The sequence below is a fragment of the Microbacterium sp. F01 genome (genome assembly GCF_056156365.1).
In genome coordinates this window covers 2,946,867-2,972,234 of the sequence record NZ_CM149592.1, presented here as the reverse complement: position 1 = coordinate 2,972,234, position 25,368 = coordinate 2,946,867, and the positions used below count along the sequence as shown (strand labels likewise).

The window sequence follows — 25,368 nt, the reverse complement described above, 5'->3', positions numbered from 1 at the left end:
GAGACGAGAGGAGTCGTCATGAGCCACATGCTGATCATCGGGGGAGGCCTCGCTGGCGGAACAGCCGCCGAGGCACTGCGGGACGAGGGGTTCGAGGGCGACATCACCATCGTCGCCGCCGAGGCGCATCCGCCCTATCAGCGGCCCCCGCTGTCGAAGGGGTATCTCGCGGGCGATGAGGGGCTGGACGCTGTCATCCTGCATCCCGCCGAGTGGTACGACGAGCACGGTATCCGCCTCGTCACCGGAGTCGCGGTCACCTCGCTCGAGCCCGCCGCGCACGCGGTGGAGCTGGACGACGGCGAGCGGCTGGCGTACGACGCGGTGCTGCTCGCAACGGGCGCCACGCCGCGCATGATCCCGCTGGCCGGACACGAATTGGCCGGGGTCATGACGCTGCGGCGTCTCGACGACTCCGACGAGCTCGCGGCGCAGCTGCGCGAAGTCGGCAAGAAGCTCGTGGTGATCGGCGCGGGCTGGATCGGCATGGAGGTCGCCGCCACGGCACGAGGCTTCGGCAACGACGTCACGATCGTCGAGCGCGATGCGGTGCCGCTCGCGATGGCGCTCGGCACCGAGATGGGGGAGGTGTTCCGGGGGCTCCACCTCGAGCACGGCGTCGACCTCCGCACGTCCGTCGGCGTGGACCGGATCGTGGGCGACGACCGCGCCGAGGGCGTCGTGGTCGACGGCGAGACGATTCCCGCCGATCTCGTGCTCGTCGGCGTCGGGGCGTCGCCGAACACCGCACTCGCCGAAGAGGCGGGGCTCGACCTCTTGAACGGCGTGCTCACCGACGAGGGGCTGCGCACGAGCGCGGCCGACGTGTACGCGGCAGGTGACGTCGCGAACGCCTACCACCCGGTGCTGCAGCAGCATCTGCGCAGTGAGCACTGGGCGAACGCCCTGAACGCCGGGAAGGTCGTGGCGCGGTCGATGCTCGGGAAGCCGGCATCCTTCGACGACATCCCGTACTTCTACACCGACCAGTACGACCTCGGCATGGAGCTGTCGGGATACGCGCCGCTGATGGCGGATGCCGAGATCGTGGTGCGCGGCGATCTCGACGCGCGCGAGTTCATCGCCTTCTGGACCGACGACAGCCGTATCGTCGCGGGCATGAACGTCAACGTGTGGGACGTGAACGACAAGGTGCAGGACCTCATCCGCGCAGGAGCCCGGATCGCCCCGGACCGGCTCCGTGACTCCGACATACCCCTGGAGGACTTGCTGCCGTGACGCTCGCTCCCGACACCGCCTCGGCCCTCGCCGCCCCGGTGCTCGACCTGCCGGGCGGTGCGCTCGACCTGTCGCGGCACATCGCGGTCATGGCGATCGTGAACCGCACGCCCGACTCGTTCTACGACCGGGGTGCGACGTTCGCGCTCGACGCGGCGGTCGCCGCGGGGTTCGCCGCCGTCGAGGCCGGCGCCGAGATCGTGGACGTCGGTGGCGTGAAGTTCGCGCCGGGGCCGGCGGTGCCGGTCGCCGACGAGATCGCGCGCGTCGTGCCCGTCGTGCGCGAGCTGGCGCCGATCGCACGTGTGAGCGTCGACACGTTCCACCCCGAGGTCGCCCGGGCGGCGATCGAGGCGGGCGCCGCGATCATCAACGACACGACGGGCCTGCACGATCCGGCGATGGCCGACATGGTGGCGCAGGGTGGCGCCGGGGTGGTCATCGCCCACAGTCTCGCGGCGCCGCGGACGCAGCATCCACTCCCGTCTTACGACGACGTGATCGGCGACATCGCCGAGTTCCTGGTCGCGCGGCGCGAGCGGGCGCGGGAGCACGGCGTCCCCGACTCGCGCATCGTGCTCGACCCCGGGCACGACCTGAACAAGAACACGCGGCAGACCCTCGAGCTCACCAGGCGGCTCGGCGAGCTCGCCGGGCTCGGTGCGCCGCTGCTGGTGGCTCTGTCGAACAAGGACTTCGTGGGCGAGACGCTCGACAGGGAGAAGGGCGACCGCCTGCCCGGCTCGCTCGCCGCGGCGGTGTTCTGCGCTCTGAACGGCGCGCGCATCGTGCGTGCGCACAACGTGCGCGAGACCGTCGACGCGATGCGCATGGTGGAGGCGATCCTGGGCTGGCGTGATCCCGCCTACGAACTGCACAACACCCGACCGGAGGGGAACGGCTGATGCCCACGCGTTCCGAGCTCTTCGACGCCTACGCGCTTCACGGCCGCGACGGCACGCGCGTGCGCATGAACTTCGTCTCGAGCGCCGACGGCGCGGTCACGCTCGGGGGCCGCAGCGGCGCGCTCGGCGGCGACACCGATCGCGAGCTCATGCAGGTGCTGCGTGCGATGGCCGACGTCGTGCTCGTCGGGGCCGGAACCGTGCGTGCCGAGGGCTACGGCGGGCTGAAGGTCGATCCGGGCGACATCGAGTGGCGCCGCGCGCGCGGCCTGGACGACCAGCCCGCGCTCGCCGTGGTCAGCGGCGGCCTGCACCTCGATCCGGCCGACGCGGTCTTCGCCGAGGCCGTGCGCAGGCCCGTGATCGTGACGACGGATGCTGCGGCCGCCGCCGACGGCGGGCGCTTCGAATCGGTGGCCACGGTGATGGCGTGCGGCCAGGACGAGGTCGATCTCGCCGCGATGCTGGACGCGTTCGCGAGGCGGGGCTGGACGCAGGTGCTGTGCGAGGGCGGTCCGCACCTCTTCGGCGCGCTGCTGGAGGCGGACCTGGTCGACGAGGTCTGCGTCACGCTGGCGCCCCGGTTCGTCGGGGGAGACGCCGGTCGGATCGTGCAAGGGGCCGCCGAGGTGGACCGCCGGTTCGAACTCGCGGGTGTCGTGACCGACGACGAAGGCTTCGCGTTCCTCCGCTACGTCGCGCCGTGACGCCGGCCGGTGCATTCGGTCAGTCGAGGCATGCGCGGACGGCGCGCTCGATGACGGGTCGGATCTCGGCATTAGGGTCCACGGTGACACGGTGCAGCAAGAGCCCCTCGCCGGCCGCCATCAGCGTGCGGGCAGCGTCTTCGGGAGCCCGTGCGCCGATGCGAGCGAGGATCGCGGTCGTCCACTCGACGAAGATCCGGCGCTGCGCCAGCAGCGGAGCAAGCAGTTCGGGGTCGCCTGCGCCTTCAAGGAACAGTGCGTAGCGTGCGCGTGTGCGCGAGGCGAGGGGTCCGGTCTGAAACGCGATCACCGCGCTGAGCGCCTCGATGAGCTGTTCGGGGGTCTCGATCGGTGGTGCCTCGGATCCGGACAGCTCAGCGCGCTCAGCCTCCGCGAGCCAGGCGGCGACGCCGGCGACGAGCGCGTCGCGGGTGCGGAACCAGTTCGATGTCGATCCCTTCGGCAGGCCCGCGCGCTCGTCGACCCGGGCGTGCGTCAACGCCCTGATGCCTTGTTCACCCACGAGCGCGAGCGCGGCGTCCAGTGCTCGATCGCGAGTGGATGCCATGCGACGACAGTAGGCGAACATTCCGCACTACGAAAGTAGTGACAGGGTACTACGAAAGTAGTATTCTCAGGGCCATGACCGATGTCACCGAGCTCCGCTCGCGGGCGGTCACTGCGAACGGATTGCGGATGCACGTGATCGAGGCCGGCGTGGGCGAGCCGGTGCTCTTCCTGCACGGCTTCCCGGAGAGCTCCCGCGAATGGGCGAGGGTGATGGCGGGCTTGGCGGACAGAGCGCATGTCATCGCGCCGGACCTTCGCGGCGCGGGCACCTCAGAGGCACCGCCTTCGGGATATGACACGCCCACGGTCATGCGGGACGTGATCGCCCTCCTCGACGAATTGGGGATCGAGCGGGTGAACCTCGTGGCGCATGACTGGGGTGCGCTCGTCGGATTCGACCTGTGCCTCGCCCACCCCGATCGGGTGCGCCGATACGTCGCCATCGCCGTACCGGCCCCGTACTTCGACATGACTCCCGCGCTCGTCGCGGGGATGGCCAAGGCGATGCCCCACCTGTGGTTCCAGTGGGTGATCGCCACCCCGGGACTCGGACCACGGCTTCTCTCGGGCGGACGCCAGCGGCTCGCCCGCTGGCTGCTCCGCGGGTTCGAGCGACGACCGATGGACGCCGCGGATGTCGAGGCATACGTCACGACGCTGCGGGACCCTGCCCGGGCGCGCGCGGCCTCGAAGCTCTATCGCGGACTGATCCTTCCCGCCTTCGTGAAGATCATGCGGGGCGGCTATCGCGGGCGGATCCTGCATACCCCGACGCTGGTGCTGTTCGGCGCTGACGACGCGCTGCTGCCCAAGGGCGCCATGGCGGTGAGGCCCGAAGACGCACCGCACACGCGCGTCGAGTTCGTACCCGGCGGTGCGCACTACCTCGTCGACGACAACCCCGAGGAGGTCGCACGGCGGGTGGCCGAATTCGTGCTGACCTGAGCGGCGCACCCGGTTCTGCAGCATCCCTCTGCGGCCGTGCCTTCGGATCGTTCCGGTTTCGTGAAGTTCGCCGACCGCCCCTGTCGCTTCCGCAGGGCCTGTATTAGGTTTCTCGTGATCGCGCCCACGAGGACGCGTGCATCTCGGTGGGCAGAGCCGCCCGCCAGAAGAATCGGGAGGGTTCTGTGCACACGCGCAAGACATCGACGGCCCGGCTGGCGGGAGGAGCGGTCATCGCCGCCACCGCGGTCGCACTCGCCCTGGTCGGACCGGGATCAGCGGCCACCGCCGCACCCGGCGAGAAGAAGACCCCGCCAGGTCAGACGTTCGACATCCAGCTGCTGTCGTTCAACGACTTCCACGGCAACCTCGAGCCGCCCGCGGGTTCGAGTGGCCGGCTCGTGCTCGACCACACGCTTCCGGCCGGGGCGACCAGGCCGACGGACATCACCACCGACACTCTCACGCCGGCCGGAGTCGGCGGCGTCGAGTATCTCGCCACCCATTTGGCGCAGGCTCGCACGAAGAACCACTGGTCGCTCACGGTCGCGGCCGGCGACCTCATCGGCGCATCGCCGCTGCTGTCGGGCGCGTTCCACGACGAGCCGTCCATCGAGGCGCTCAACGCCCTGAAGCTCGACGTGTCCGCTGTCGGCAACCACGAGTTCGACGAGGGCTATGTGGAGCTGCAGCGCATGGCCGATGGAGGGTGCCTCGACGACGGCGACGGCGAGAACAATCAGAACTCGTGTCCCGACCGCAAGTTCCGCGGCGCGGACTTCGATTATCTGGCCGCCAACGTCGTCAAGGAGGGTACGAACGAGACGATCCTCCCCGCCTACTCGATCGAGAAGATGAAGAGCGCCAAGATCGCGTTCATCGGCATGACGCTCAAGGACACTCCCGACATCGTCACTGCGGCCGGCGTCGCGGGGCTCGAGTTCAAGGATGAGGTCGCCACGGCGAACGCACTGGTGCCGGAACTCAAGGCGAAGGGCGTCAACGCCATCGTCGTGCTGATCCACCAGGGCGGTGTCCCCGGGCAGGAGACCTGGTACGACCAGAACAACAACCCCTACCAGGTGAACCCGTCCTACGACGCGGCGTGCGGCAACGGCGCGCAACTGGACCCCACGAGCCCGATCATCCCGATCGCGCAGGGTCTCGATCCGGCGATCGACATGATCATCTCGGGTCACACGCACCAGCCGTACGTGTGCAGCATCAAGGACCCGGCGGGCAACGACCGCATGGTGACCTCGGCGTCATCGTTCGGGCGGCTCTACACCGACACGACTCTGACGTACGACAAGAAGGCCGATGACATTGTGCGCACGTCCGTGCAGAGCGCGAACGTCCTCGTGACCCGTGACGTGCCGAAGGACAAGGCCGAGTCCCAGCTCATCGCCAAGTACAAGACGCTGGTGGCCCCGATCGCGAGCAAGGTGATCGGCCAGATCTCGACCGACATCAACCGGACGGCGAATCCGGGTGGCGAGACACCGCTCGGTGATCTGATCGCGGACGCCCAGCTCGCCGATCCGAGCGTCGTCGGGCCGTACGCGCCCCCGGTCATCGCCCTGATGAACCCCGGCGGCATCCGGGCGGATCTGACGTACAACGCGTCATCCTGGGGTGAGGCGCCCGGAGCGGTCACGTTCGAGGAGGCGTTCACCGTCCAGCCGTTCAACAACTACCTGGTCTCTCTCGATCTCACGGGCGCCCAGATCAAGCAGCTGCTGAACGAACAGTGGAGCGGACCGAACGCCAGCGCGAGAAAGATCTTGCAGGTCAGCGCGGGCTTCGCGTACAGCTACACGGGAACGACGCTCGGGGCGGTCACGCTCAACGGGCAGCCGCTGGTCGACACGACGGTGTATCGCATCGTGACGAACAACTTCCTCGCCGGCGGCGGGGATGGCTTCCCGACGTTCCTGCAGGCGCAGAACGTGTACTACGGCGGGCTCGACATCGACGCCTTCGCGGCGTACCTGTCGGCGAACAGCCCGTACACGCCGGGTCCGCTCGAGCGCATCATCGGGGCGCCGTAACTCCGACAGCCACGAGGCCCGGCGCTGGGATCAGCGCCGGGCCTCGTCCGTGCCTGCTTCAGGCCGCGAGCGAGTGCGCGTCGAGGATCGTGTACGCGTAGCCCTGCTCGGCGAGGAAGCGCTGGCGGTTCTGCGCGAAGTCCTGATCGACGGTGTCGCGCGCTATCAGGGTGTAGAAACTGGCCGTGTGGTTCGACTGCTTCGGGCGCAGCAGGCGTCCGAGGCGCTGCGCCTCCTCCTGACGCGAGCCGAACGACCCCGACACCTGGATCGCGACGGATGCCTCGGGCAGATCGATCGAGAAGTTCGCGACCTTCGACACCACGAGCACCGAGATCTCGCCCACGCGGAACGCCTGGTACAGCTCCTCGCGCTCGTCGACCGGGGTCTGGCCGGTGATCTTGGGCGCGTCGAGCGCTTCGGCGAGCACGTCGATCTGGTCGAGGTACTGGCCGATGATCAGGATGCGTTCGCCCTCGTGCCGCGCCACCAGGTCGCGCACCACGCCGATCTTCGCGGGCGCCGTCGCGGCGAGGCGATAGCGCTCGTCGTCGGCCGCGGCGGCGTACTCGAGGCGGTCGCCGGCGGGCAGGTCGACGCGCACCTCGTAGCAGACGGCGGGGGAGATGAAGCCCTGGGCCTCGATCTCCTTCCACGGGGCGTCGAACCGCTTGGGGCCGATGAGGCTGAACACGTCGCCCTCGCGGCCGTCCTCGCGCACCAGGGTGGCGGTGAGGCCGAGACGGCGCCGGGCCTGCAGGTCGGCCGTCAGCTTGAAGACGGGCGCCGGGAGCAGGTGGACCTCGTCGTACACGATGAGACCCCAATCGAGCGCGTCCAGCAGCGCCAGGTGCGCGTACTCCCCCTTTCGCTTCGCGGTGAGGATCTGGTACGTCGCGATCGTGACCGGCTTGATCTCCTTGGTCTGGCCCGAGTACTCGCCGATCTCCTCGGGCGTGAGCGACGTGCGCTTGAGGAGCTCGTCGCGCCACTGGCGGGCGCTGACGGTGTTGGTCACGAGGATCAGCGTCGTGGTCTTGGTGTCGGCCATCGCGGCCGCGCCCACGAGCGTCTTGCCCGCGCCGCAGGGCAGCACGACGACGCCGGAACCGCCCTGCGTGAAGATGTCGACGGCCTGACGCTGGTACGGCCGCAGGTGCCAGCCGTCCTCCGCGAGGTCGATGGGGTGCGGGGTGCCCGGCGTGTAGCCTGCGAGGTCCTCGGCGGGCCAGCCGATCTTCAGCAGCTCCTGCTTGATCTGACCCCGAGCCCACGCGTCGATCACGTACGCGTCGGGGGCGGGGTGCCCGATCAGCAGCGGCTGGATGCGCTTGTTCTTCGACACCTCGGCGAGGACCGCAGCATCCGTCGATCGCAGGACCAACTCGCCGTCACCGCCCTTCTCGACGCTGTTGCGCTCGATGACGAGGCGGCCGTAGCGGCCCACCGTCTCGGCGATGTCGATCGACACCGACGGCGGCACGGGGAAGCGCGACCAGCGGTCGAGGGTCGCGAGCATGTCTTCGGCGTCGTGCCCCGCGGCGCGCGCGTTCCACAGTCCGAGCCGCGTGATGCGGTACGTGTGGATGTGCTCGGGCGCGCGCTCGAGCTCGGCGAAGATCGCGAGTTCGTGCCGCGCGCTCTCGGCATCGGGGTGCGCGACTTCGAGCAGCACGGTGCGGTCGCTCTGGACGATGAGGGGGCCGTCAGCCATAACGGACCAGTCTACCGGCGTGGAGAGCGAGGGTGGATGCTGCGGCCTCAGGCTGCGCGGACGCTCACGATGCTCGACACGGGCAGCGTGCGCTCGATGTCGGCGGCGCGGTCGCGGCCGCGCAGGCGGCCGCCGCCGAGGCCGGCGGCCTCGAGGGTGAACGAGCGCTCGGAGCCGTCCGGCATGCGCACGACCACCACGATCTCGGCGCGGGCGCGCACCGCCTGCTCCAACTCGCGCTCGAGCCAGCCGGACTCGCCATCGGTGCCGTGCCCGCCGCGCAGGGTGCCGATGAGGCGCGCGTACGCCTGCTGTGGGGTGCCCGTCGGCTCGGACGCCGTCGCCGTCGTCCGGCGGTGGATCGACTCGGGCACCCCCCGCGCGTCGAGGGCGATGACCGGGTAGCGCGCGTCGGCGAGGGTCCAGTAGACCGCGTCACGAGCCACGCGCGACGAGAGCGCGTCGTCGCCTTCGAGTACGAGCAGCCCCAGAGGCCGCAGCGCCTGGTCGACGGTGATCGCGTCGAGAAGGCCCGCGTCGGGACTCTCGACGCGGGTGCGACCCGTGGCGTCGTCGGCCCGCACGCGCACCAGGCCGTGCCGGGAGGCCGTGCTCTCGATGAGGTACGCCAGTGGCTGCGGGATGCCGGTGAGCGACAGACCCGCGAGGAAGTCGCGCATCGACTCGGCAGTCTCACCCTCGGTCATGCCGGCACCGATCGATTCCGCCGTGAAGCGGTACGTCGACGCCTGAGCGCGCGACTCCCGCAGGGCTATGGAGCGCAGACGCAGGTCGAGGGCGGGCGCGAGCGGGCCCGGCGCGATCGCGGTGAGATCGGCCTGCAGGTAGACGCGGTCGATCTCGTGCGGGAGGTACGGCGCCATGCTCGTGGCATCCGCCGGGCCTCCCGCCCGAAGGGCCGCCGTCCAGGGGAACTCGGCGGGGGAGCGGTCGGAGGCGAACAGCCCCCAGTGCACGCCGATGCGGTGGAGCCGCTCCGCTCGAGCGGGCCACTCGGGGTCGAGCGGGTACATGCCGGGCCAGGAGTCCGGTGTCAGGAAGCCGTGCGACGACGTGCGCAGCCCGCGGGGAAGGCTCGCCCGGAAGCCCTCGGCGATCGCCTCCCACCGAGCCGCGGTCGGAGCCTTCAGCCACTGCTCGCCGGCGTCGGTGACGGTCCACTCGCGTTCATGCGCGGTCGCAAGGCCGGCCCCTGCCGCCGAGGCGAGCAGATCCTCGAGGTCATCGGCGAACTCGAGGGCGCCGGCATCCATCAGCCGCCGACGGTCCACGGCGCTCACCGGGCCTGCGCCGGTGCGCGCGAGCGGCGTGTGCGAACAGGCGAGCAGCACGTCGGCGAGCGAGCCGGCCGTGGTGAACGCGCGCTCCGCGGCCGCGGCGGCGGCGCGGGCGTCGGCGGGAGCCGGCTCGACGGGCGTGGGTGCGGCGGCGAAGGCCTCCGGCGCGGCGGCGGCCGCAGCGGTCACTCGCTCAGCGACCGCGGTGTACGCCGTGCCCTCGGCGTCGGTGAGGGCGAGGCGTGCGGGTTCGCCGTCGACGCCGGCGTCGCGGGAGGCGAGGGCGAGGAGGTCGTCCCGGTCGAGGCGCGTCAACGCCCGGTCGACGGACGCGGTCTCGAGCAGCCCCTCGGCGGCGTCGAAGAAGTCGTGCCAGCCGGCCTGGGGTGAGACGCCGCGAGCGGCGAGCGTCGAGGCGAGCGCGGCGTCACCGAGTTCGGCGAGCCGCGTCGCCAGGGCGCGCGCGTCGGAGACCAACCGGGTCAGCCCCCTCGGTTCGCCCGGGCCCTCCGCACGAAGCTCATGATGAGGACCGCGAGAAGCAGCGCGAACGCGACGATGGGGGCGATGTACACCAGCACGCCGACGATCGGCCAGATGCCGGTGCTCATGTCGGCGCCGGAGGCCGAGGCGATCATGATCGCGAAGAAGCTCACGATCGAGAGCACGAGCAGGCCCAGCGACATGAAGGCCAGGATGCGGTCGATGCGGCGGACGGGAACGTCGCCGGAGGGGTTCGTGCTCATCCGCACCAGCCTACTCGCTGGCGTCCTCGCCGCGGTCCCCCGGCGCGCGTTCGGGATCGCGGATGACGGATGCTGCGCCGTGGGGTCCCGGCGGACACCGAACCGTTAGGCTGGGAGGCGGGGTTGGAAGACCCCGCTTTTGTCATGCATTGTTTCGCCCGCGACACCTCGCGGGCGCCGATCCAGCGAGGTTTCGATGCCCACCGGCAAGGTCAGGTTCTACGACGAGGAGAAGGGGTTCGGCTTCATCTCCTCCGAAGACGGTCAGGACGTCTTCCTGCACGCCACTGCCCTTCCGCCCGGCACGCCCGCGCCCAAGGCGGGGACGCGCCTGGAGTACGGCATCGCCGATGGCAAGCGCGGTCCGCAGGCCCTCTCGGTGCGCGTGCTCGAGGCTCCGGTGAGCCTCGCCAAGCGCTCACGCAAGCCCGCCGACGACATGGCGATCATCATCGAGGACCTCGTGAAGCTCCTGGACGGCATCGGCGGAGACCTCCGTCACGGCCGCTACCCGAGCGGCGCGCACGCCAAGAAGGTCGCCGCGGTCCTGCGCAAGGTCGCCGATGAGCTCGACGCCTGAGCCGACCGACCCTGTCGTCGACGTCGTGATCGACGCCGGCGCTCCTTCGGACGAATCCGTGACGGATGCCTCCACCCTCGCTTCGGACGAGGCGCAGGCCGTCGAGGTCGAGGTCGAAGCCGTTGACGGGACCGACGGCGCGCCCGTCGAGGGCGTCGACGAGGCTTCGGAGAGCGCGGAGACGGCCGAGGCCGTCGAGGTCGAGGAAGTCGTGGAGGTGGTCGTGCCCGTCGACCCCGATCCGCAGCTGCTGGCAGCACACGACCTGGCGCTCGCCGCACTCCGTGAGATCACGCCCGAGGCCACGATCGGCGACCCCGCGGGCTATCGCGTCGAGGCCGACGGCGTCGTCTCGCTGCGCTTCGCGAATCGCCTCGCGGGCTACCCCGGCTGGTTCTGGACCGTCAGCCTCGCGCGCGTCGAGGATGCCGAGCCGACCGTGCTCGAGGTCGAGCTCCTTCCCGGCGACGGCGCGCTGCTCGCGCCCGACTGGGTGCCGTGGGCGGTGCGCCTCGCCGATTATCACGCCGCGCAGGCCGCCCTGGCGGAGGCGGCGCACGCCGACGAAGACGACGACCACGAGGAGCTCGAGGACGTCGACGACCTGGACGCGTCCGACTTCGACGAGGACGGCTCGCCCATCCTCCACGCGGGGGACGTCGACGGCGTCGACATCGACGAGCTCGCCGACGCCGCTGTCGAGGACGACTCCGACGACGAGGACGACCTCGACGAGGATGAGGACGAGCACGACGACTCGGACGAGGACGATGACGAGTCGGATGAGCACGATGACTCCGACGAGGACGACTTCGACGACGAGGACGAGCTCGACGAGGAGGACGACTCCGACGAGGACGACTTCGAGGACTCCGAGGAAGACGACTTCGACGACGAGGACGAGGACGACTCCGACGACGACGAGGACGACTCCGACGACGAGGACGACGACTTCGACACCGAAGGGGCCTGACCTCCTCCGGACATGACGAAAGGGTGGATCCCGCCGCCCGCAGCGCGGTGGGATCCACCCTTTCGGGTTCTCAACGGCGCTCGACCGCGTGCTCGGCGGGTGCCGCCGGTCGCGCCGCCGCGTCGGCGACGTGGAACCGAGCACTCCGCAGCACGTCGTCGCGGGACGACGGCCCCACGAGCAGCTCGAACTCGCCTGCTTCGACGAGGCGGCGGCCCGCAGCATCCACGATCGTGCACTCCGCGACGGGAAGCGACAGCTCGACCGTCGCCGTCTCGCCCGGCTGCAGATCGACGTGGCGGTATGCCTTGAGCTCCTTGTCGGCCCAGCTGACCGAGGTCACGCTGTCGCGGACGTACACCTGGACGATCTCGTGCGCGGGCCGACCGCCCGTGTTGCGCAGCTCGACGAGAGCGCGCACGGTGTCGCTCCGGCCCACCTCGGGTTCGACGATGCGCAGGTGGGAGTACTCGACCGTCGTGTACGACAGGCCCTCGCCGAACGCGAAGGCGGGGCTCTGCGTGAGGTCGGCGTAGCGGTCGCCGTGCTGGCCGCGGATCTGGTTGTAGTAGATCGGCAGCTGGCCGGCGTGACGGGCGAACGAGAGCGGCAGGCGGCCGCTCGGCTCGATCAGGCCGAGGAGCAGCTCGGCGACGGCCTGGCCCCCGCGCATGCCGGGGTTCGCCGCCCACACCAGGGCCGCGGCATCCGTCACGCTCTTCGGGAGCACGTGCGGCTTCGACGCGAGCAGCACCACCACGAGGGGAGTGCCGGTCGCCGCCAGCGCCTCGAGGAGTGCGAGCTGCCCGCCCACGAGTTCGAGCGTCGCCGTCGAGCGGCCCTCACCGACGAGCTCGATGCGGTCGCCCACCACGGCGACGACGTAGTCCGCGCCCTCGGCGGCGGCCACAGCCTCGGCGATGAGGTCCGCGTCGGGTGCGCTCGGCACGACCACCTGCGGGCGGGGCTGCCCGTCGGGGAAGAACGCGCCCTCCGGGTCCTCTTCGAGGGTGAGGATGTCGGCGCCGCGCGCGTGCGTGATCTCCCAGTCCGCGGGGGCGTGGGCGCGCAGACCGTCCAGCACTGTCGTGATCATCCCGCGCGGGTGGCCGTCGGGGATCCAGTCGACCTGGCCGGACGAGCCGGCCCAGTCGCCCAGCTGCGTCTGCGCGTCGTCGGCGAGCGGGCCGACAACGGCGATACGACGGGACATGGATGCTGCCGCCACCGCCCGTCCGGTTTCATCCGCGGTGAGCCCGCCCGCGAGCGGCAGCGTGCCGTCGTTGGCCAGCAGCACCAGCGAGCGGCGCGCGACCTCGAGGTTGAGCGCCGTGTGCTCGGCGGAGCCGACCGCCGTGGCGATGCGCTCGCGGTCGGGGAGGCGCGGATCCTCGAAGAGGCCGAACTCGAACTTCAGCAGCAGGATGCGCGTGACGGCGCGATCGAGCGCATCCTCGGTCATGAGGCCCTTGGCGAGCGCGTCCTGGGCGCCCTGGAAGAACCCGGGCGTCGTCATGATCATGTCGTTGCCCGCGAGCACCGCGGCCGCGGCGGCGTGGGCGTAGTCGGGCTGCACCTTCTGCTCCCACACCATGCGTCCGACGTTGTCCCAGTCGGTGATGAGGGTGCCGGTGTAGCCCCATTCGCCGCGCAGCACGTCGTTCAGCAGCCAGTCGTTGACCGTGATGGGCACGCCATCGGTGGTCTGGTAGCCGAGCATGAAGGTGCGGCATCCCTCCTTCGCCACCCGCTCGAACGGGGGCAGGAACCACGAACGGAGCTTGCGGCGCGAGATGTCGGCCTCGCTCGCATCGCGTCCGCCCTGCGTTTCGGAGTACCCGGCGAAGTGCTTGGCCGTCGCGAGGATCGCGGTGGGGTCGTCGAGGCCGCCGCCCTGGTAGCCGCGCACCATCGCCGAGGCCAGCTCGCCGATGAGGAAGGGGTCCTCGCCGAACGTCTCGTCGACGCGGCCCCAGCGGAGGTCTCGCGTGATGCAGAGCACGGGCGAGAAGGTCCAGTGGATGCCGGTCGCCGAGACTTCGACGGCGGTCGCACGGGCGACGCGCTCGGCGAGCCCGGCATCCCAGGTCGCGGCCATCCCGAGCTGGGTCGGGTAGATCGTGGCGCCCTCCCAGAAGGAGTGGCCGTGGATGCAGTCCTCGCCGACGAGCAGCGGGATCTGCAGTCGCGTGCCCAGCGTCAGCTCCCGGGCGCGCAGCACCTTGTCGGGCGACGCATGCAGGATCGAGCCGGCGTGCATGCGCACCACCTGGTCCTCGAGGTCGTCGCGCGCGTCGAGCTGCAGCATCTGGCCGATCTTCTCCTCGACCGTCATGCGGCCGAGAAGGTCGGCGATGCGGTCGGCGACCGGAAGCGAGACGTCGAGGTAGGCCGGGCGCCCTACGTCGTGATGTGGGGCGTCGGTCACGGGGTCTCCTGGGTGTTCGTGTTCGTGCGCACGACCGTGACGGTGTCGTTCACGTTCATGCCCTTCTTCTTCATGGCGCGGGCGCGCTCGCCGGCGGACCGCAGGCGCGGGTTGACGTACTCGTCGATGCCGAAGTTGATGAGCGACAGGGCCACCCCGATCGCGGCGATGCACAGACCCGGAGGCAGGAACCACCACCACTGGCCCTGGCGGAACGCACCCTGCGCGCTCGCCCAGTTGAGGATCGTGCCCCAGTTGTACGTCGTCACCGGGATGATCCCGATGTACGACAGGGTCGTGAGGCCGATGATCGCCGCCGTCACGGTGCCCACGAAGCTCGCGGCGATGAGCGCCATGAGGTTCGGGAGCATCTCGACCGTGATGATCCGCCGCAGGGGTTCGCCGTTGGCCTTGGCGGCCAGCACGAAGTCGCGGCTGCGCAGCGACATCGTCTGCGCGCGCAGCACGCGCGCGCCCCATGCCCAGCCGATGAGGCCCAGCACTCCCGCGACGAGGATGAGGGGCGGGTCCTCGAACATCGACGCCACGATGATGATCAGCGGGATGCCGGGGATCACGAGGAAGACGTTCGTGAGAGCCGAAAGGCCCTCGCTGCGCCACCCGCGCAGGTAGCCCGACAGCACGCCGACGACGATCGCGATGACCGTGGCGATGATCGCCGCGAGGAACCCCACCACGATGACGCCGCGCGTGCCGTGGATGACCTGGCTCAGCACATCCTCGCCGATGTGCGTCGTGCCCAGCCAGTGCTCCGCCGACGGCGGCTGGAAGCGCGCGGTGTTGTCGACCTTCGTGGGGGAGTAGGGGGCCAGCACGTCGGCGAAGATCGCGACGAGCACGAAGAACCCGAGGATCGACAGGCCGGTGATCGACTTCTTGTTGCGGAACATCGCGAATGCGGCGCCCAGCTTCGACCAGAAGCCTGGCTTCTTGGGAGCCTTGGCGGTGGCGGCGGGTGTGTGGACGGGGGCGGTCGCCGGCGTGCTCGCCGGACGCTGCGCCGTCGTGTCGTTTGCGATCGTGTTCATGCTCAGGCCTCCGTCTGGCGCGTGCGCGGGTCGAGGAACGCGTAGGCGACGTCCGCGAGGAGGTTCGCCAGGAGCACCGAGATCGTGATCACGAGGAACACCCCCTGCATGAGGGCGTAGTCCTTCGCGTTGGTGGCGTCGAGCAGGAGCTTGCCGACGCCGGGGTAGCTGAACACCACCTCCATCACGATCGTGCCGCCGACGATGAAGCCGAGCGCGAGCGCGAAGCTCTGGATCTGGGGGAGCACCGCGTTGCGCGCGGCATAGCGCCAGAGCACGCGGTCGTTCGGCATGCCCTTGGCCTGCGCGACGGTGACGTAGTCCTCGTCGAGCACCGTGAGCATCATGTTGCGCATGCCCAGCATCCAGCCGCCGAGCGAGGCGATGACGATCGTCGCGGCGGGGAGGAAGCCGTGATGGATCACGTCGCCGACGAACTCCCACGACCACTCGGGCGAGACTCCGACGCCGTAGGCCTTGCCGATCGGGAACCACCCCAGCGCGACCGAGAACACCGAGATCGCCAAGAGGCCCAGCCAGAAGTAGGGGATGGTGCTGAAGAACGTGGTGATCGGGATGAGGACGTCGAGCCGGCTGCCGCGGCGCCATCCGACGATCGCGCCCCCGATGGTGCCGATCGCGAACGCGATGAGCGTCGCGAAGCCGACGAGGCCGACGGTCCAGATCAGGGATTGGCCGACGACCTCGGTCACCGGCCGCATGCCGTGCAGCAGCGAGATGCCGAGGTCGCCGCGGAGGAGAAGACCCCAGTAGTCGATGTACTGCTGCCAGAGCGAGGTGTCGGTGTCCATTCCGAGCAGGGCGCGCAGCGCCTCGGCCGCCTCGGGGCTGACGTTCCGGTTGCGCGCGAGGTACGCGTCAACCGCGTCGCCCTTCATCAGCCGCGGGAGGAAGAAGTTGATCGTGATGGCCGCCCACAGCGTGAACAGATAGAACAGGGCGCGGTTGCCGAGGAACCGCCACGGGATGCGCGCGCGGCCCTTGACGGCGCCCGTCGCGGTCGTGCCCGCCTCGATCGCGTCGAAGTCCGGGGCCGGAAGCTGGGGTGCGACGGCGCTCACTTCTCACCTCCGAGGATGCCGGCTGCGTGCGCGAAGTAGGAGTCCGGATCGGGGGACGCCGCGCGCAGCTCTTGGGTGTACGGGTTCTGGGGGCGCAGGATCACGTCGTCCGCGGGACCGCGCTCGACGACGCGCCCCTGGTTGAGCACGAGGACCTCATCGCTGAAGTGGCGCGCCGTGGCGAGGTCGTGCGTGATGTAGAGCACGCCCAGACCGTGTTCGCGCTGCAGGTCGGCCAGCAGGTTCAGCACCCCGAGACGGATCGACACGTCGAGCATCGAGACGGGCTCGTCGGCCACGAGCAGCTTCGGGCGGGATGCCAGGGCGCGGGCGATCGCCACGCGCTGGCGCTGGCCTCCCGACAGCTCGTGCGGCCGGCGGTCGATCACGGCGTCGGCATCGAGGCGGACGCGGCCGAGCAGGCGGCGCACTTCCTCGTCCAGCTGGTTCTTGGGCACGACCTTGTCGAGCTCGAGCGGCCGCTGGATGGCGTAGCGGATGGTGTGGTACGGGTTCAGCGACGCGAACGGGTCCTGGAAGACCATGCGCAATTGCTGGCGGTAGGCGCGCAGTCCCTTGCCGCGACGGGGGATCGGCTGACCGTCGAGGCGGACCTCGCCGCTCGTCGGCGACTCGAGCTGCGTCAGGATCTTGGCGATGGTCGACTTGCCACTGCCGGACTGGCCGACGAGCCCGATCGTCTGGCCCGAGCGGAGCGTGAAGCTCACGTCGTCGAGCGCCTTCATCTGGCCGGCGCCGCGCACGGAGTACACCTTGGTGACGGCGTCGAATTCGAGGACGGTCATCGGTGGACCACCCCCCTCTCTCCCGTGAGTCTGGGGAAGGATGCCAAGAGCGTCCGCGTGTACTCGTCCTGCGGATCGGTCCAGACCCGCTCGGCGGTGTCGAGCTCGACGATCTCGCCTTCGCGCATGATCGCGATGCGGTCGCTGATCTCGAGGAGAAGCGGCAGGTCGTGGGTGATGAAGATGACCGAGAAGCCGAACTCGTGGCGCAGGTGGGAGATCTGACGCAGGATCTCGCGCTGCACGAGCACGTCGAGGGCTGTCGTCGGCTCGTCCATCACCATGAGCTGTGGCCGCAGCGCGAGCGCCATGGCGATCATGACGCGCTGGCGCATGCCGCCCGACAGTTCGTGCGGGTACGAGCGGTAGCGCTGCGCGCCGACTTTGACGATCTCGAGGAGCTCGACGACGGCTGCGCGACGCTCGCGGCTGGACATGTCGGGGCGGTGGACCTCGAAGACGTCCTCCAGTTGGGACCCGATGGTCGCGACCGGGTTCAGCGAGTTCATCGCGCCCTGGAAGACCATCGAGATCTTGTCCCAGCGGAACCGGCGCATCTCCTCGGCCTCGAGGACGTTGATGTCGACGTCCTCGCCGTTCGCGTCGTGGAAGACGACCGAGCCGCTCGTGATCACGGCCGGGGGCTTGAGAAGGCGCTGAACGCCGTAGGCGAGGGTGGTCTTGCCGCACCCGCTCTCGCCGGCGAGTCCGAGGATCTCACCGCGCCGGAGTTCGAGGGTGACGTTCTTGACCGCCTTCACGGGGGGATCGACGTCGTAGACGATCGAGAAGTCGTGGACGGAGAGCAGCGATTCTCTCATCGGTGCTGGTTCGCTTTCGTGAGGGGTGACGTGCGGGCGGGGCGGATGCGTGCGCATCCGCCCCGCCCGCGGTGTGTCATTCGGCGGGCTGCAGCTTGGTCAGGATCTGCACGATCGCCGGCTGCGTCGGGTCCGCCGAAGCGTACTGGTCGTCCTCCGACGGCCAGCCGACGTAGTTGCGGGTGTTGAACTCGCCCAGGAGCGGGTGCGCACCCAGCGGGATGACGGGGACGTTCTCGACGAACGCCTTCTCGATCACCGCGATGGCGGCGTCACGGTCGGCGTCGGACGACGCGTTCGCGTAGGTGTTCAGCGCGTCGGTGACGGCGGGGTCGTCGAAGCGTCCGAAGTTGAAGGCCGCCTTGCCGTCGACGATCCACTTCGGGTCCATCGCCGACGTGTACAGGCCGTACGCGTTGCCCGTGTCCTCGAGCCAGTGGATGATCGCCTGGAACGTGCCCTCCTGGCGTGCGGCATCCCAGCCGCCCCAGTCCGGCTGGTCGACCTTGACCTCGATGCCGAGGCCCTCCTTGAGCTCCTCGGCGATGAGCGCCTGCTCGGTGTTCCAATCGCTCCAGCCCGCGGGGACCGAGATCGAGAACGTGACGGCCTCGCCGTCGGGGTCGACGAGGTTCTCGCGCTCCCAGGTGTAGCCGGCGTCCGTCAGGATCTGACGCGCCTTGTCGATGTCGACCTCGTAGTTCTGGCCGGCGTACTCGGGGATGATCTCGTCCTCGAGGAGCGAACCGAGACCGGTCACGCTCCAGATCGCCTCGCTCGCACCTTCACGCGCGATGTCGACGTAGGCCTGACGGTCGATCGTCCAGGCCAGCGCCTGACGGAGTGCGGGGTCGTTGAACGGCTTGGTCTGCAGGTTCATGAACAGCGTGCCCGCGCCGGCCGTGGGCGACGCGAGGAAGGTGTTGTCGGGATCGGCCGACAGGTAGCTGTCCTCGATCTGCGGGATGAACGCCTGCGCCCAGTCGGCCTCGCCGGTTGCGAGGGCGGTGGTCAGAGCCGCGTTGTCGCCATACGAGACGTAGTGCAGCTCGGGCACCGACAGTTCGCCGCCCCAGTAGTCGAGGTTCGCGGCGAGGGTGACCGACTCGGTCGTCCACGAGTCGAGCGTGTACGGACCGGTGCCGACGGCCTGTCCCTCACCGGTGACCGGGTCGGTGTTCGGGTCCTCGATGTCCTTCCAGATGTGCTCGGGCACGATCTGGAAATGGAGCACACGCGCCTGCTGGGTGTACTTCGAGCTGTTGAAGTCGATCGTGACGGTGTCGCCGTCGACGCCGACGCTCTTCAGATCGAGCGCGTTGGTGTCGTTGAGCTTGCCGTCGAGGACCTGGTTGTACGAGAAGGCGATGTCGTCGGCCGTGAAGTCCTCGCCGTCGCTCCACTTCACGCCGCTGCGTGCGACGGCGGTGAGCTGCGTGTAGTCGTCGTTCCATTCGACGGACTCGGCGAGCCAGGGGGTGGTGCCGAGGTCGCCGGTCGGGTTGACGAGGGCGAGGGACTCGAAGATGACCTTGCCGTAGCCGTACTTCGAAGCCGACGAGTCGCCGAGGTACGGGTTGTTCGACTCGGTGGTGATCGCGCCGTCGGGCTTGGCGATGGTGAGCGCCGCTCCGCCGGCGTCTTCGCCGCTGCCGCCGGCGCAGCCGGTGAGCACCAGCGCCGCGGCGACTCCGACGGCGGCGAGGGATGTTCTGAGCCTCATTGCTTCTCCTTGATGTGAGCACGACATCGTGTCTCCCGGGGGGATGACGACGGCGTCAGGGTGATTGCCGCATCAACTTACAATCAAGTAAGTAACTTCTGCAAGTATGGTGTTCCGGAACGTACGGGCAGGCCGTGCGTAGACTCACACGCGCCGGCGACGACGCATCCGAGACGCCGACGAAGAAGGGGGCGCGTATCGATGACCGCACAACGCCGGCAGCCGCGTTCGCGGCCCGAGACGCTCGCCCGTAGGCGCGACATCCTCGACGCCGCGGTCGAGATCTTCGGCAGCAAAGGGTTCGCGGGGGGCACGCTGCAGGAGATCGCCGACCAGGTGGGCATGACCCACGCCGGGATCCTGCATCATTTCGGCTCGAAGGACCAGCTGCTCATCGAAGTCCTCCAGCACCGCGACGAGACCGACGTCGCCGATTTGGAGGAACAGCACATCCCCGACGGCATGCCGCTCTTCCGACACCTCGTTCGCACGGCCTTCGTCAACGAGCGTCGGGCGGGGATCGTGCAGGCGTACGCGGTGCTCTCGGCCGAGTCGGTCACCGACGACCACCCGGGCCGCGACTTCTTCGAGAAGCGCTACCGGACGCTGCGGTCGGAGGTCGCCCACGCCTTCGAGGTGGTGTGCGCCGAGCGCGGCATCACGGCACCCGAGACGATCGCCAACGCGTCGACGAGCATCCTCGCGGTGATGGACGGACTGCAGGTGCAGTGGCTGCTCGATCCCACCGCCGTCCACCTCGCACGCGCGTCGGAGTTCGCCATCGAGGCGCTCGTGTCGGCGGTGCTGTCGCCGACGCCGTCACCGCTTGCGGACGGGGCCGACGAAGGGGCTCAGCCCAGTCCCTCGACCGTGTAGTCGATGCAGCGGATGAGCTGACGCACGTCGTCCGGGTCGATCGATACGAACGTCGCGATGCGCAGCTGGTTGCGGCCGAGCTTGCGGTACGGCTCGGTGTCGACGATGCCGTTGGCGCGGAGGCTCTTCGCCACGGCCGCAGCATCCACCGTCTCGTCGAAGTCGATCGTGACGACGACGGGGGACCGGTCGGCGGGGTCGGCGACGAACGGAGTCGCGAAGGTGGATGCCTCGGCCCAGTCGTACAGCGCCTGCGACGACTCGCGCGTGCGGGCGTCGGCCCACTGCAGACCCCCCGAGGACAGGATCCAGTCGAGCTGCTTGTCGAGGAGGAACAGCGTCGCCAGCGCCGGGGTGTTGAGGGTCTGGTTGAGGCGTGAGTTGTCGAGCGCGTTCTTGAGACTCAGGAACTCGGGGATGTAGCGACCCGACGCTGCGACGCGCTCGATGCGCTCGATCGCGGCCGGCGACACGAGGGCGAACCACAGTCCGCCGTCAGAGCCGAGGTTCTTCTGCGGTGCGAAGTAGTAGACGTCGGCCTCATGCACCGAGAAGTCGATGCCGCCCGCCGCGCTCGTCGCGTCGATGACGGTCAGGGCGCCGTCGTCGCCGTGCACACGTGCGATGGGGGTCGCGACACCGGTCGAGGTCTCGTTGTGGGTCCAGGCGTACACGTCGACGCCCTCGACCGCCTCGGCGACGGTGCGGGTGCCCGGCTCGGCCTTGCGGACGTCGGGCGCCTCGAGCCACGGCGTCTTCGCCGCGGCGGCGAACTTGCCGCCGAACTCGCCGAACACGAGGTTCTGGCTGCGCTTCTCGATCAGGCCGAAGGCAGCCGCATCCCAGAACGCCGTCGACCCGCCGTTGCCGAGGATGACCTCGTACCCGTGCGGCAGGCGGAACAGCTGGCCGAGCTCTGCGCGCACCTGGCCGACGAGGTCCTTGACCGGCGCCTGGCGGTGCGAGGTCCCGAGCAGCGCCGATCCGGGGCCCGCGAGCGCTTCGATGTGCGCGGGCGCGATCTTCGACGGGCCGCAGCCGAAGCGTCCGTCGGTGGGCAGGATCTCACGGGGCAGGAGGACGTGTGCCATGCGTCGATTCTAGAGACGCGCGCGCCGCCGCCCCGCCCGCGTGACACGTCGTGACACCCGGGCTTGTGAGTGGCGCAGTTTCCGCCCTCTTCGACAGGTCAACCGGGCTTGCGCAGGATGCGATCCGGGGGTCGGCTCATGCAGAACCCCGGTTGACCTGTCGAGCACGGTGAGCAGCGGGTAGTCAGGAGGCAAGGGTGTGCCGCTGCTGCCGCTGCCACCGTTGCTGAGGAGGAGCGTCGGGTGCGCGGCATCCGTCCTCTTCCACAGGTCAACCGGGCTTGCGCAGGATGCGATCGGAGATCGGCTCGTGTTGAACCCCGGTTGACCTGTCGAGTCTCCTCCACAGGGGGACGGACGGATGCTGCGCACGCGAGTTGTCGTGATCGTGCCGAGTATCGCGGTGTCTCGCGCGACGGAGCCGAGACCATTCGGGGATGGCGGATCTCATGACGGAGCTGGAGGCACATGGCGGCGTCGCGCTCAGGACGGCGCTCATGAAGGCGGGGATCAGCGGCTACGCGATCGAGTGCGCGATGGCCGCGGGCCTTGTCATCAGGCCGCGGCGGGGATGGGTGGCGATTCCGGACGCCGATCCCTACCTCATGGCGGCCGCGAGGGCAGGCGTGGTGCTCACCTGCATCACGCGGGCGAAGCGCTTGGGGCTGTGGGTACTCGCCGAGGACGGTCCGCATGTCGGCGCGCCGCAGAGCGCGTCGCGGCTGAAGCTGACGAACAAGAAAGCGACCGTGCACTGGGCTCGGCCGGTCGAGCCGCGAGCTCCGGGAACGCTGGAGGACAGCATCCTGAACACGCTCCTCATCATCGCGCGATGCCAGCCGTATGAAAGCGCGCTCGCGGTGTGGGAGTCCGCCCTCAACCTTCGACTCGTCGAGAAGGCAGAGCTTGCGCGCCTGCCCCTGGTCCAGTCCGTCCGCGGGTTGCTGGAGGAGGCGACTCCGTTCGCGGACTCGGGGCTCGAGTCGATCTTCCGCACGCGTCTGCGGTGGCTTTCGCTCCCGATCTACTATCAGATCTGGATTCAGGGGCATCGAGCCGACTTCCTCATCGGGGACCGTCTGGTCGTGCAGATCGACGGAGGCCATCACGTCGGCGCGCAGCGCGCCGAGGACGTGGCCCATGACGCGGCGCTGATGCTTCTCGGCTACCACGTTATCCGAGTGACCTACGCGCAGGTGATCGAGCGCTGGCACGAAGTGCAGGACCTGGTGATGCGCGCTGTGGCGCAGGGCCTGGATCGGGCCTCCTGAGCCTGCGTGGATGCCGGGTGTGGCAGCATCCGTCCCCTCATCGACAGGTCAACCGGGCTTGCGCAGGATGCGATCCGGAGATCGGCTCAGGCAGCGCCCCGGTTGACCTGTTGAGCTGCGCCGTTCAGGGAGTGGGGGAGTGGGAAGTGGGAGCGGACGGATGCTGCGGCCCTGCGCAGCCAGATGCTGCCGCGATCGCGAATCGGCGAGATGCCGCGGCTGAGACCCATGGGTCGCAGGCCCGGCCTCGGCGTCGGGAGCAGAGGATAGGCTGTCCTCAGCCCCTTGAGACCGCTGAGGACACCGCGATGACCGATCTGATCGACACCACTGAGATGTACCTGCGCACGATCCTCGAGCTCGAGGAGGAGAACATCGTGCCGCTGCGGGCGCGCATCTCGGAGCGTCTGGGTCACTCGGGCCCGACGGTGTCGCAGACGATCGGTCGTATGGAGCGCGACGGGCTCGTCGTCGTCTCGGAGGACCGCACCCTCGAGCTCACCGACGCCGGCCGGCAGAAGGCCGTCGACGTCATGCGCAAGCACCGGCTCGCCGAGCGACTGCTGTCCGACGTCATCGGCCTGGACTGGGCCTACGTCCACGAAGAGGCGTGCCGCTGGGAGCACGTGATGAGCGAGCAGGTCGAGCGCCGCCTCGTCGAGCTGCTCGGCCACCCCACCGAGTCGCCCTACGGCAACCCGATCCCCGGTCTCGACCAGCTCGGCGACCTGCCGACCACGGGCTTCGAGCAGGGCGTGGTGGGTCTGGTGCGGCGGCTCAACGACGCGGGCGAGCCCATCACCGGTACCGTGCGCCGCCTCGCCGAGCCCGCGCAGGTCGACCCCGAGCTGCTGCAGCAGCTGAAGGGCGCGGGCGTCGTCCCGGGTGCCGTCGGCGACTACCGCTACAACGAGGGCTACGTACTCGTGCAGATGCAGGGCAGCGACGAGGGCCTGGAGCTCCCGGTCGAGATCGCGTCGCACATCTTCCTCGTCGACGAGGTCCGCTGAGTTCGGCGCGTTCCGCCGAATGGGACGGGCTCGACGCTGTTTCCGGGCGTCGAGAGCCTTTCGGCGACGCCGGATGCCGCATTCCGCGAGCGTCGATGACGCACTGTGCGGAGATTGCCAGGCGCGGAGCGTGACATAACCGTGACCTTCGGGTAGCCTCGAAAAGTCCAACAGGCGAGAAGCCCGCCGTCCGGACCCCGCGTGGATTGCCTCACCGGCTCGTCGTCCACATGTGGTGAAGCCCGCACGTCGTGCCCCGACATCGAGTGCTGACGAGCCAGGCGCCCCGGCGCAGAGGCGCCGGAGGACAAGTTTGGCTGAAGAGATCGAGTCGCACGCGAACGTGCCCGAGCACGCCGCGGCGGACCAGAACCGTCGTGCGCGCATCCGGAAGAACCCCGTGCGACGATCCCGCGCCGTCGCGCCCTCGAAGCCGACCGCGGCCCGGGCGGAAACCCGTCCCGCCGCATCGCCGAGCTCGTCGAAGAAGGGCCGCGTGCTGAAGCCGCTGCGCAGCCTCGTGGTGCTGACGATGGTGGGCGGTCTGGTCGCCACGGTCGCGATCCCGGCGTTCGCTGCCGGTGCCACCGCCGTGGCGGAGGATTCCAAGACGATCCAGCAGATGGCCGTCGACGATGCGCAGACGTTCGTCGCGGCATCCGACGCGAACGCCAGCGAGCTGTCGCGCGAGAGCTACGCGGCCACCACCGCGGAAGAGATCGAGAAGAAGAAGGCCGAGGAGGCCGCTGCCGAGCGCGCACGCCAGATCGCGGCGGCTGCCGCATCGGCCGCGAAGTCGCGGTCCACGGTCCCCACGAACATCGCCCTCACGTCGCCCGGAACCGGCGAGGTGCGCTGGCCTCTCCTCAACTTCACCAAGGGCCGCGGGCTCTGGGACTCGGGCTACCACCAGGGCGTCGACCTCCTGACGTCGTGCGGCACGCCCATCTACGCGGCGGCGGCCGGCGTGGTCAAGGTCTCGCAGGAGAGCTACGGCGGCTACGGCGTCGGCATCTCGATCGACCATGTGATCGGCGGCCAGCAGGTCAACACGCTGTACGGCCACATGACGTATGGCAGCCGCCAGGTGTCGGTCGGTCAGTCGGTCTCGGCGGGCCAGTTGATCGGCCTCGTCGGCAGCACCGGCAGCTCGACCGCGTGCCACCTGCACTTCGAAGTCCACATCAACGGCTCGGTGGTCGACCCGTGGGCATGGCTGCAGGCCAACGCGGGCTGATACGCCCCCCTCTGCAATCACAGAAGCGAACGGATGCCTCGGGTCGAGGCATCCGTTCGCTTTTTCGTTACCCGACACGCCATCGATCGTTCAATCGTCGCGCGCCCCGGGCGTGTCGCAGTGGGTTACCCTGGGACTCGACGCTGAGAGAGCGGAGGGAGCCGATGGGCTGCACACCACGCATCCGAACCATGGATGCGCTTGGACGCCTCGTCCTTCGGCATTGCACGAGCGGATGCCGCGGCA

The 25,368-nt window shown here is 69.5% G+C and carries 22 protein-coding genes; 11 read left to right on the top strand and 11 right to left on the bottom strand.

The features are described from left to right. Positions 1-18: 18 nt before the first annotated feature. From ACVN90_RS13635 to ACVN90_RS13625, 3 genes are read left to right on the top strand one after another with little or no spacing between them, the layout of a single operon-like run. Positions 19-1,239 carry an NAD(P)/FAD-dependent oxidoreductase gene (locus ACVN90_RS13635; protein ID WP_475098774.1) on the top strand — a complete coding sequence of 407 codons (1,221 nt, stop codon included), beginning with the start codon at positions 19-21 and terminating at the stop codon, positions 1,237-1,239. Further along, the gene (folP, locus tag ACVN90_RS13630) at positions 1,236-2,144 is read left to right on the top strand and encodes a dihydropteroate synthase (protein ID WP_475098773.1); all 909 of its coding nucleotides are present in this window, start codon (positions 1,236-1,238) and stop codon (positions 2,142-2,144) included. Before ACVN90_RS13635 ends, folP begins: the two co-directional genes overlap by 4 nt. Next, entirely contained in the window at positions 2,144-2,851 is a 708-nt protein-coding gene (locus ACVN90_RS13625) for a pyrimidine reductase family protein (RefSeq protein WP_475098772.1), read from the top strand. The genes folP and ACVN90_RS13625 overlap by 1 nt, the downstream gene beginning before the upstream one ends. 19 nt (positions 2,852-2,870) lie before the next feature. Here ACVN90_RS13625 and ACVN90_RS13620 read toward each other — a convergent pair whose 3' ends face one another. Then, the gene (locus ACVN90_RS13620) at positions 2,871-3,419 is read right to left on the bottom strand and encodes a TetR/AcrR family transcriptional regulator (RefSeq protein ID WP_475098771.1); all 549 of its coding nucleotides are present in this window, start codon (positions 3,417-3,419) and stop codon (positions 2,871-2,873) included. Between the two features lie 74 nt (positions 3,420-3,493). Between ACVN90_RS13620 and ACVN90_RS13615 the strand changes: the two genes are divergently transcribed. Then, positions 3,494-4,366, top strand: coding sequence for an alpha/beta fold hydrolase (locus ACVN90_RS13615; protein ID WP_475098770.1), 873 nt, complete (start codon positions 3,494-3,496; stop codon positions 4,364-4,366). 185 nt (positions 4,367-4,551) lie between these two features. Beyond that, positions 4,552-6,417, top strand: a complete 1,866-nt coding sequence (locus ACVN90_RS13610; protein ID WP_475098769.1) for a bifunctional metallophosphatase/5'-nucleotidase — start codon at positions 4,552-4,554, stop codon at positions 6,415-6,417. Between the two features lie 58 nt (positions 6,418-6,475). On the opposite strand, the gene ACVN90_RS13605 is transcribed toward ACVN90_RS13610, so the two are convergent. The 3 genes from ACVN90_RS13605 to ACVN90_RS13595 are packed head-to-tail and all read right to left on the bottom strand — an operon-like array spanning position 6,476 to position 10,175. Further along, on the bottom strand, positions 6,476-8,131 hold the full coding sequence (locus tag ACVN90_RS13605) for a DNA repair helicase XPB (RefSeq protein ID WP_475098768.1): 1,656 nt from the start codon (positions 8,129-8,131) through the stop codon (positions 6,476-6,478). Positions 8,132-8,178: 47 nt separating this feature from the next. Next, the gene (locus ACVN90_RS13600) at positions 8,179-9,906 is read right to left on the bottom strand and encodes a helicase-associated domain-containing protein (protein WP_475098767.1); all 1,728 of its coding nucleotides are present in this window, start codon (positions 9,904-9,906) and stop codon (positions 8,179-8,181) included. A gap of 5 nt (positions 9,907-9,911) precedes the next feature. Then, a complete protein-coding gene (locus ACVN90_RS13595; RefSeq protein ID WP_475098766.1) occupies positions 9,912-10,175 on the bottom strand; it encodes a multidrug ABC transporter ATPase in 264 nt (87 codons plus the stop codon). A gap of 196 nt (positions 10,176-10,371) precedes the next feature. Between ACVN90_RS13595 and ACVN90_RS13590 the strand changes: the two genes are divergently transcribed. Continuing rightward, complete coding sequence (locus ACVN90_RS13590; RefSeq protein WP_056369550.1) at positions 10,372-10,755, top strand: cold-shock protein; 384 nt, start codon at positions 10,372-10,374, stop codon at positions 10,753-10,755. After that, positions 10,739-11,728, top strand: a complete 990-nt coding sequence (locus tag ACVN90_RS13585; protein ID WP_475098765.1) for a DUF3027 domain-containing protein — start codon at positions 10,739-10,741, stop codon at positions 11,726-11,728. Before ACVN90_RS13590 ends, ACVN90_RS13585 begins: the two co-directional genes overlap by 17 nt. Before the next feature lie 70 nt (positions 11,729-11,798). On the opposite strand, the gene ACVN90_RS13580 is transcribed toward ACVN90_RS13585, so the two are convergent. From ACVN90_RS13580 to ACVN90_RS13555, 6 genes are all read right to left on the bottom strand, one after another. Continuing rightward, positions 11,799-14,156 carry an exo-beta-d-1,3/1,6-glucosidase gene (locus ACVN90_RS13580; RefSeq protein WP_475098764.1) on the bottom strand — a complete coding sequence of 786 codons (2,358 nt, stop codon included), beginning with the start codon at positions 14,154-14,156 and terminating at the stop codon, positions 11,799-11,801. Further along, complete coding sequence (locus ACVN90_RS13575) at positions 14,153-15,205, bottom strand: ABC transporter permease (protein ID WP_475098763.1); 1,053 nt, start codon at positions 15,203-15,205, stop codon at positions 14,153-14,155. The genes ACVN90_RS13580 and ACVN90_RS13575 overlap by 4 nt, the downstream gene beginning before the upstream one ends. Positions 15,206-15,207: 2 nt before the next feature. Continuing rightward, on the bottom strand, positions 15,208-16,287 hold the full coding sequence (locus ACVN90_RS13570; RefSeq protein ID WP_475098762.1) for an ABC transporter permease: 1,080 nt from the start codon (positions 16,285-16,287) through the stop codon (positions 15,208-15,210). Next, entirely contained in the window at positions 16,284-17,093 is an 810-nt protein-coding gene (locus tag ACVN90_RS13565; RefSeq protein ID WP_475098761.1) for an ABC transporter ATP-binding protein, read from the bottom strand. The genes ACVN90_RS13570 and ACVN90_RS13565 overlap by 4 nt, the downstream gene beginning before the upstream one ends. Next, positions 17,090-17,914, bottom strand: coding sequence for an ABC transporter ATP-binding protein (locus ACVN90_RS13560; protein ID WP_475098760.1), 825 nt, complete (start codon positions 17,912-17,914; stop codon positions 17,090-17,092). The genes ACVN90_RS13565 and ACVN90_RS13560 overlap by 4 nt, the downstream gene beginning before the upstream one ends. Before the next feature lie 76 nt (positions 17,915-17,990). Further along, positions 17,991-19,637, bottom strand: coding sequence for an ABC transporter substrate-binding protein (locus ACVN90_RS13555; RefSeq protein WP_475098759.1), 1,647 nt, complete (start codon positions 19,635-19,637; stop codon positions 17,991-17,993). A gap of 201 nt (positions 19,638-19,838) precedes the next feature. On the opposite strand from ACVN90_RS13555, the gene ACVN90_RS13550 reads away from it, so the two are divergent. Beyond that, the gene (locus ACVN90_RS13550; protein ID WP_475098758.1) at positions 19,839-20,513 is read left to right on the top strand and encodes a TetR/AcrR family transcriptional regulator; all 675 of its coding nucleotides are present in this window, start codon (positions 19,839-19,841) and stop codon (positions 20,511-20,513) included. On the opposite strand, the gene serC is transcribed toward ACVN90_RS13550, so the two are convergent. Next, positions 20,489-21,604: a phosphoserine transaminase gene (gene serC, locus ACVN90_RS13545; protein ID WP_475098757.1), complete on the bottom strand. Its 1,116-nt coding sequence runs from the start codon at positions 21,602-21,604 to the stop codon at positions 20,489-20,491. The two genes, ACVN90_RS13550 and serC, sit on opposite strands and share 25 nt — an antisense overlap. Positions 21,605-22,041: 437 nt before the next feature. Here serC and ACVN90_RS13540 point away from each other — a divergent pair, with 437 nt between their 5' ends. The 3 genes from ACVN90_RS13540 (at position 22,042) to ACVN90_RS13530 (ending at position 25,122) form a co-directional block, all read left to right on the top strand. Continuing rightward, positions 22,042-22,875 carry an endonuclease domain-containing protein gene (locus tag ACVN90_RS13540; protein WP_475098756.1) on the top strand — a complete coding sequence of 278 codons (834 nt, stop codon included), beginning with the start codon at positions 22,042-22,044 and terminating at the stop codon, positions 22,873-22,875. 308 nt (positions 22,876-23,183) lie between these two features. Then, complete coding sequence (locus tag ACVN90_RS13535) at positions 23,184-23,885, top strand: iron-dependent transcriptional repressor DtxR (protein WP_475098755.1); 702 nt, start codon at positions 23,184-23,186, stop codon at positions 23,883-23,885. 313 nt (positions 23,886-24,198) lie between these two features. Next, positions 24,199-25,122: a M23 family metallopeptidase gene (locus ACVN90_RS13530; RefSeq protein ID WP_475098754.1), complete on the top strand. Its 924-nt coding sequence runs from the start codon at positions 24,199-24,201 to the stop codon at positions 25,120-25,122. Positions 25,123-25,368 lie beyond the last annotated feature (246 nt).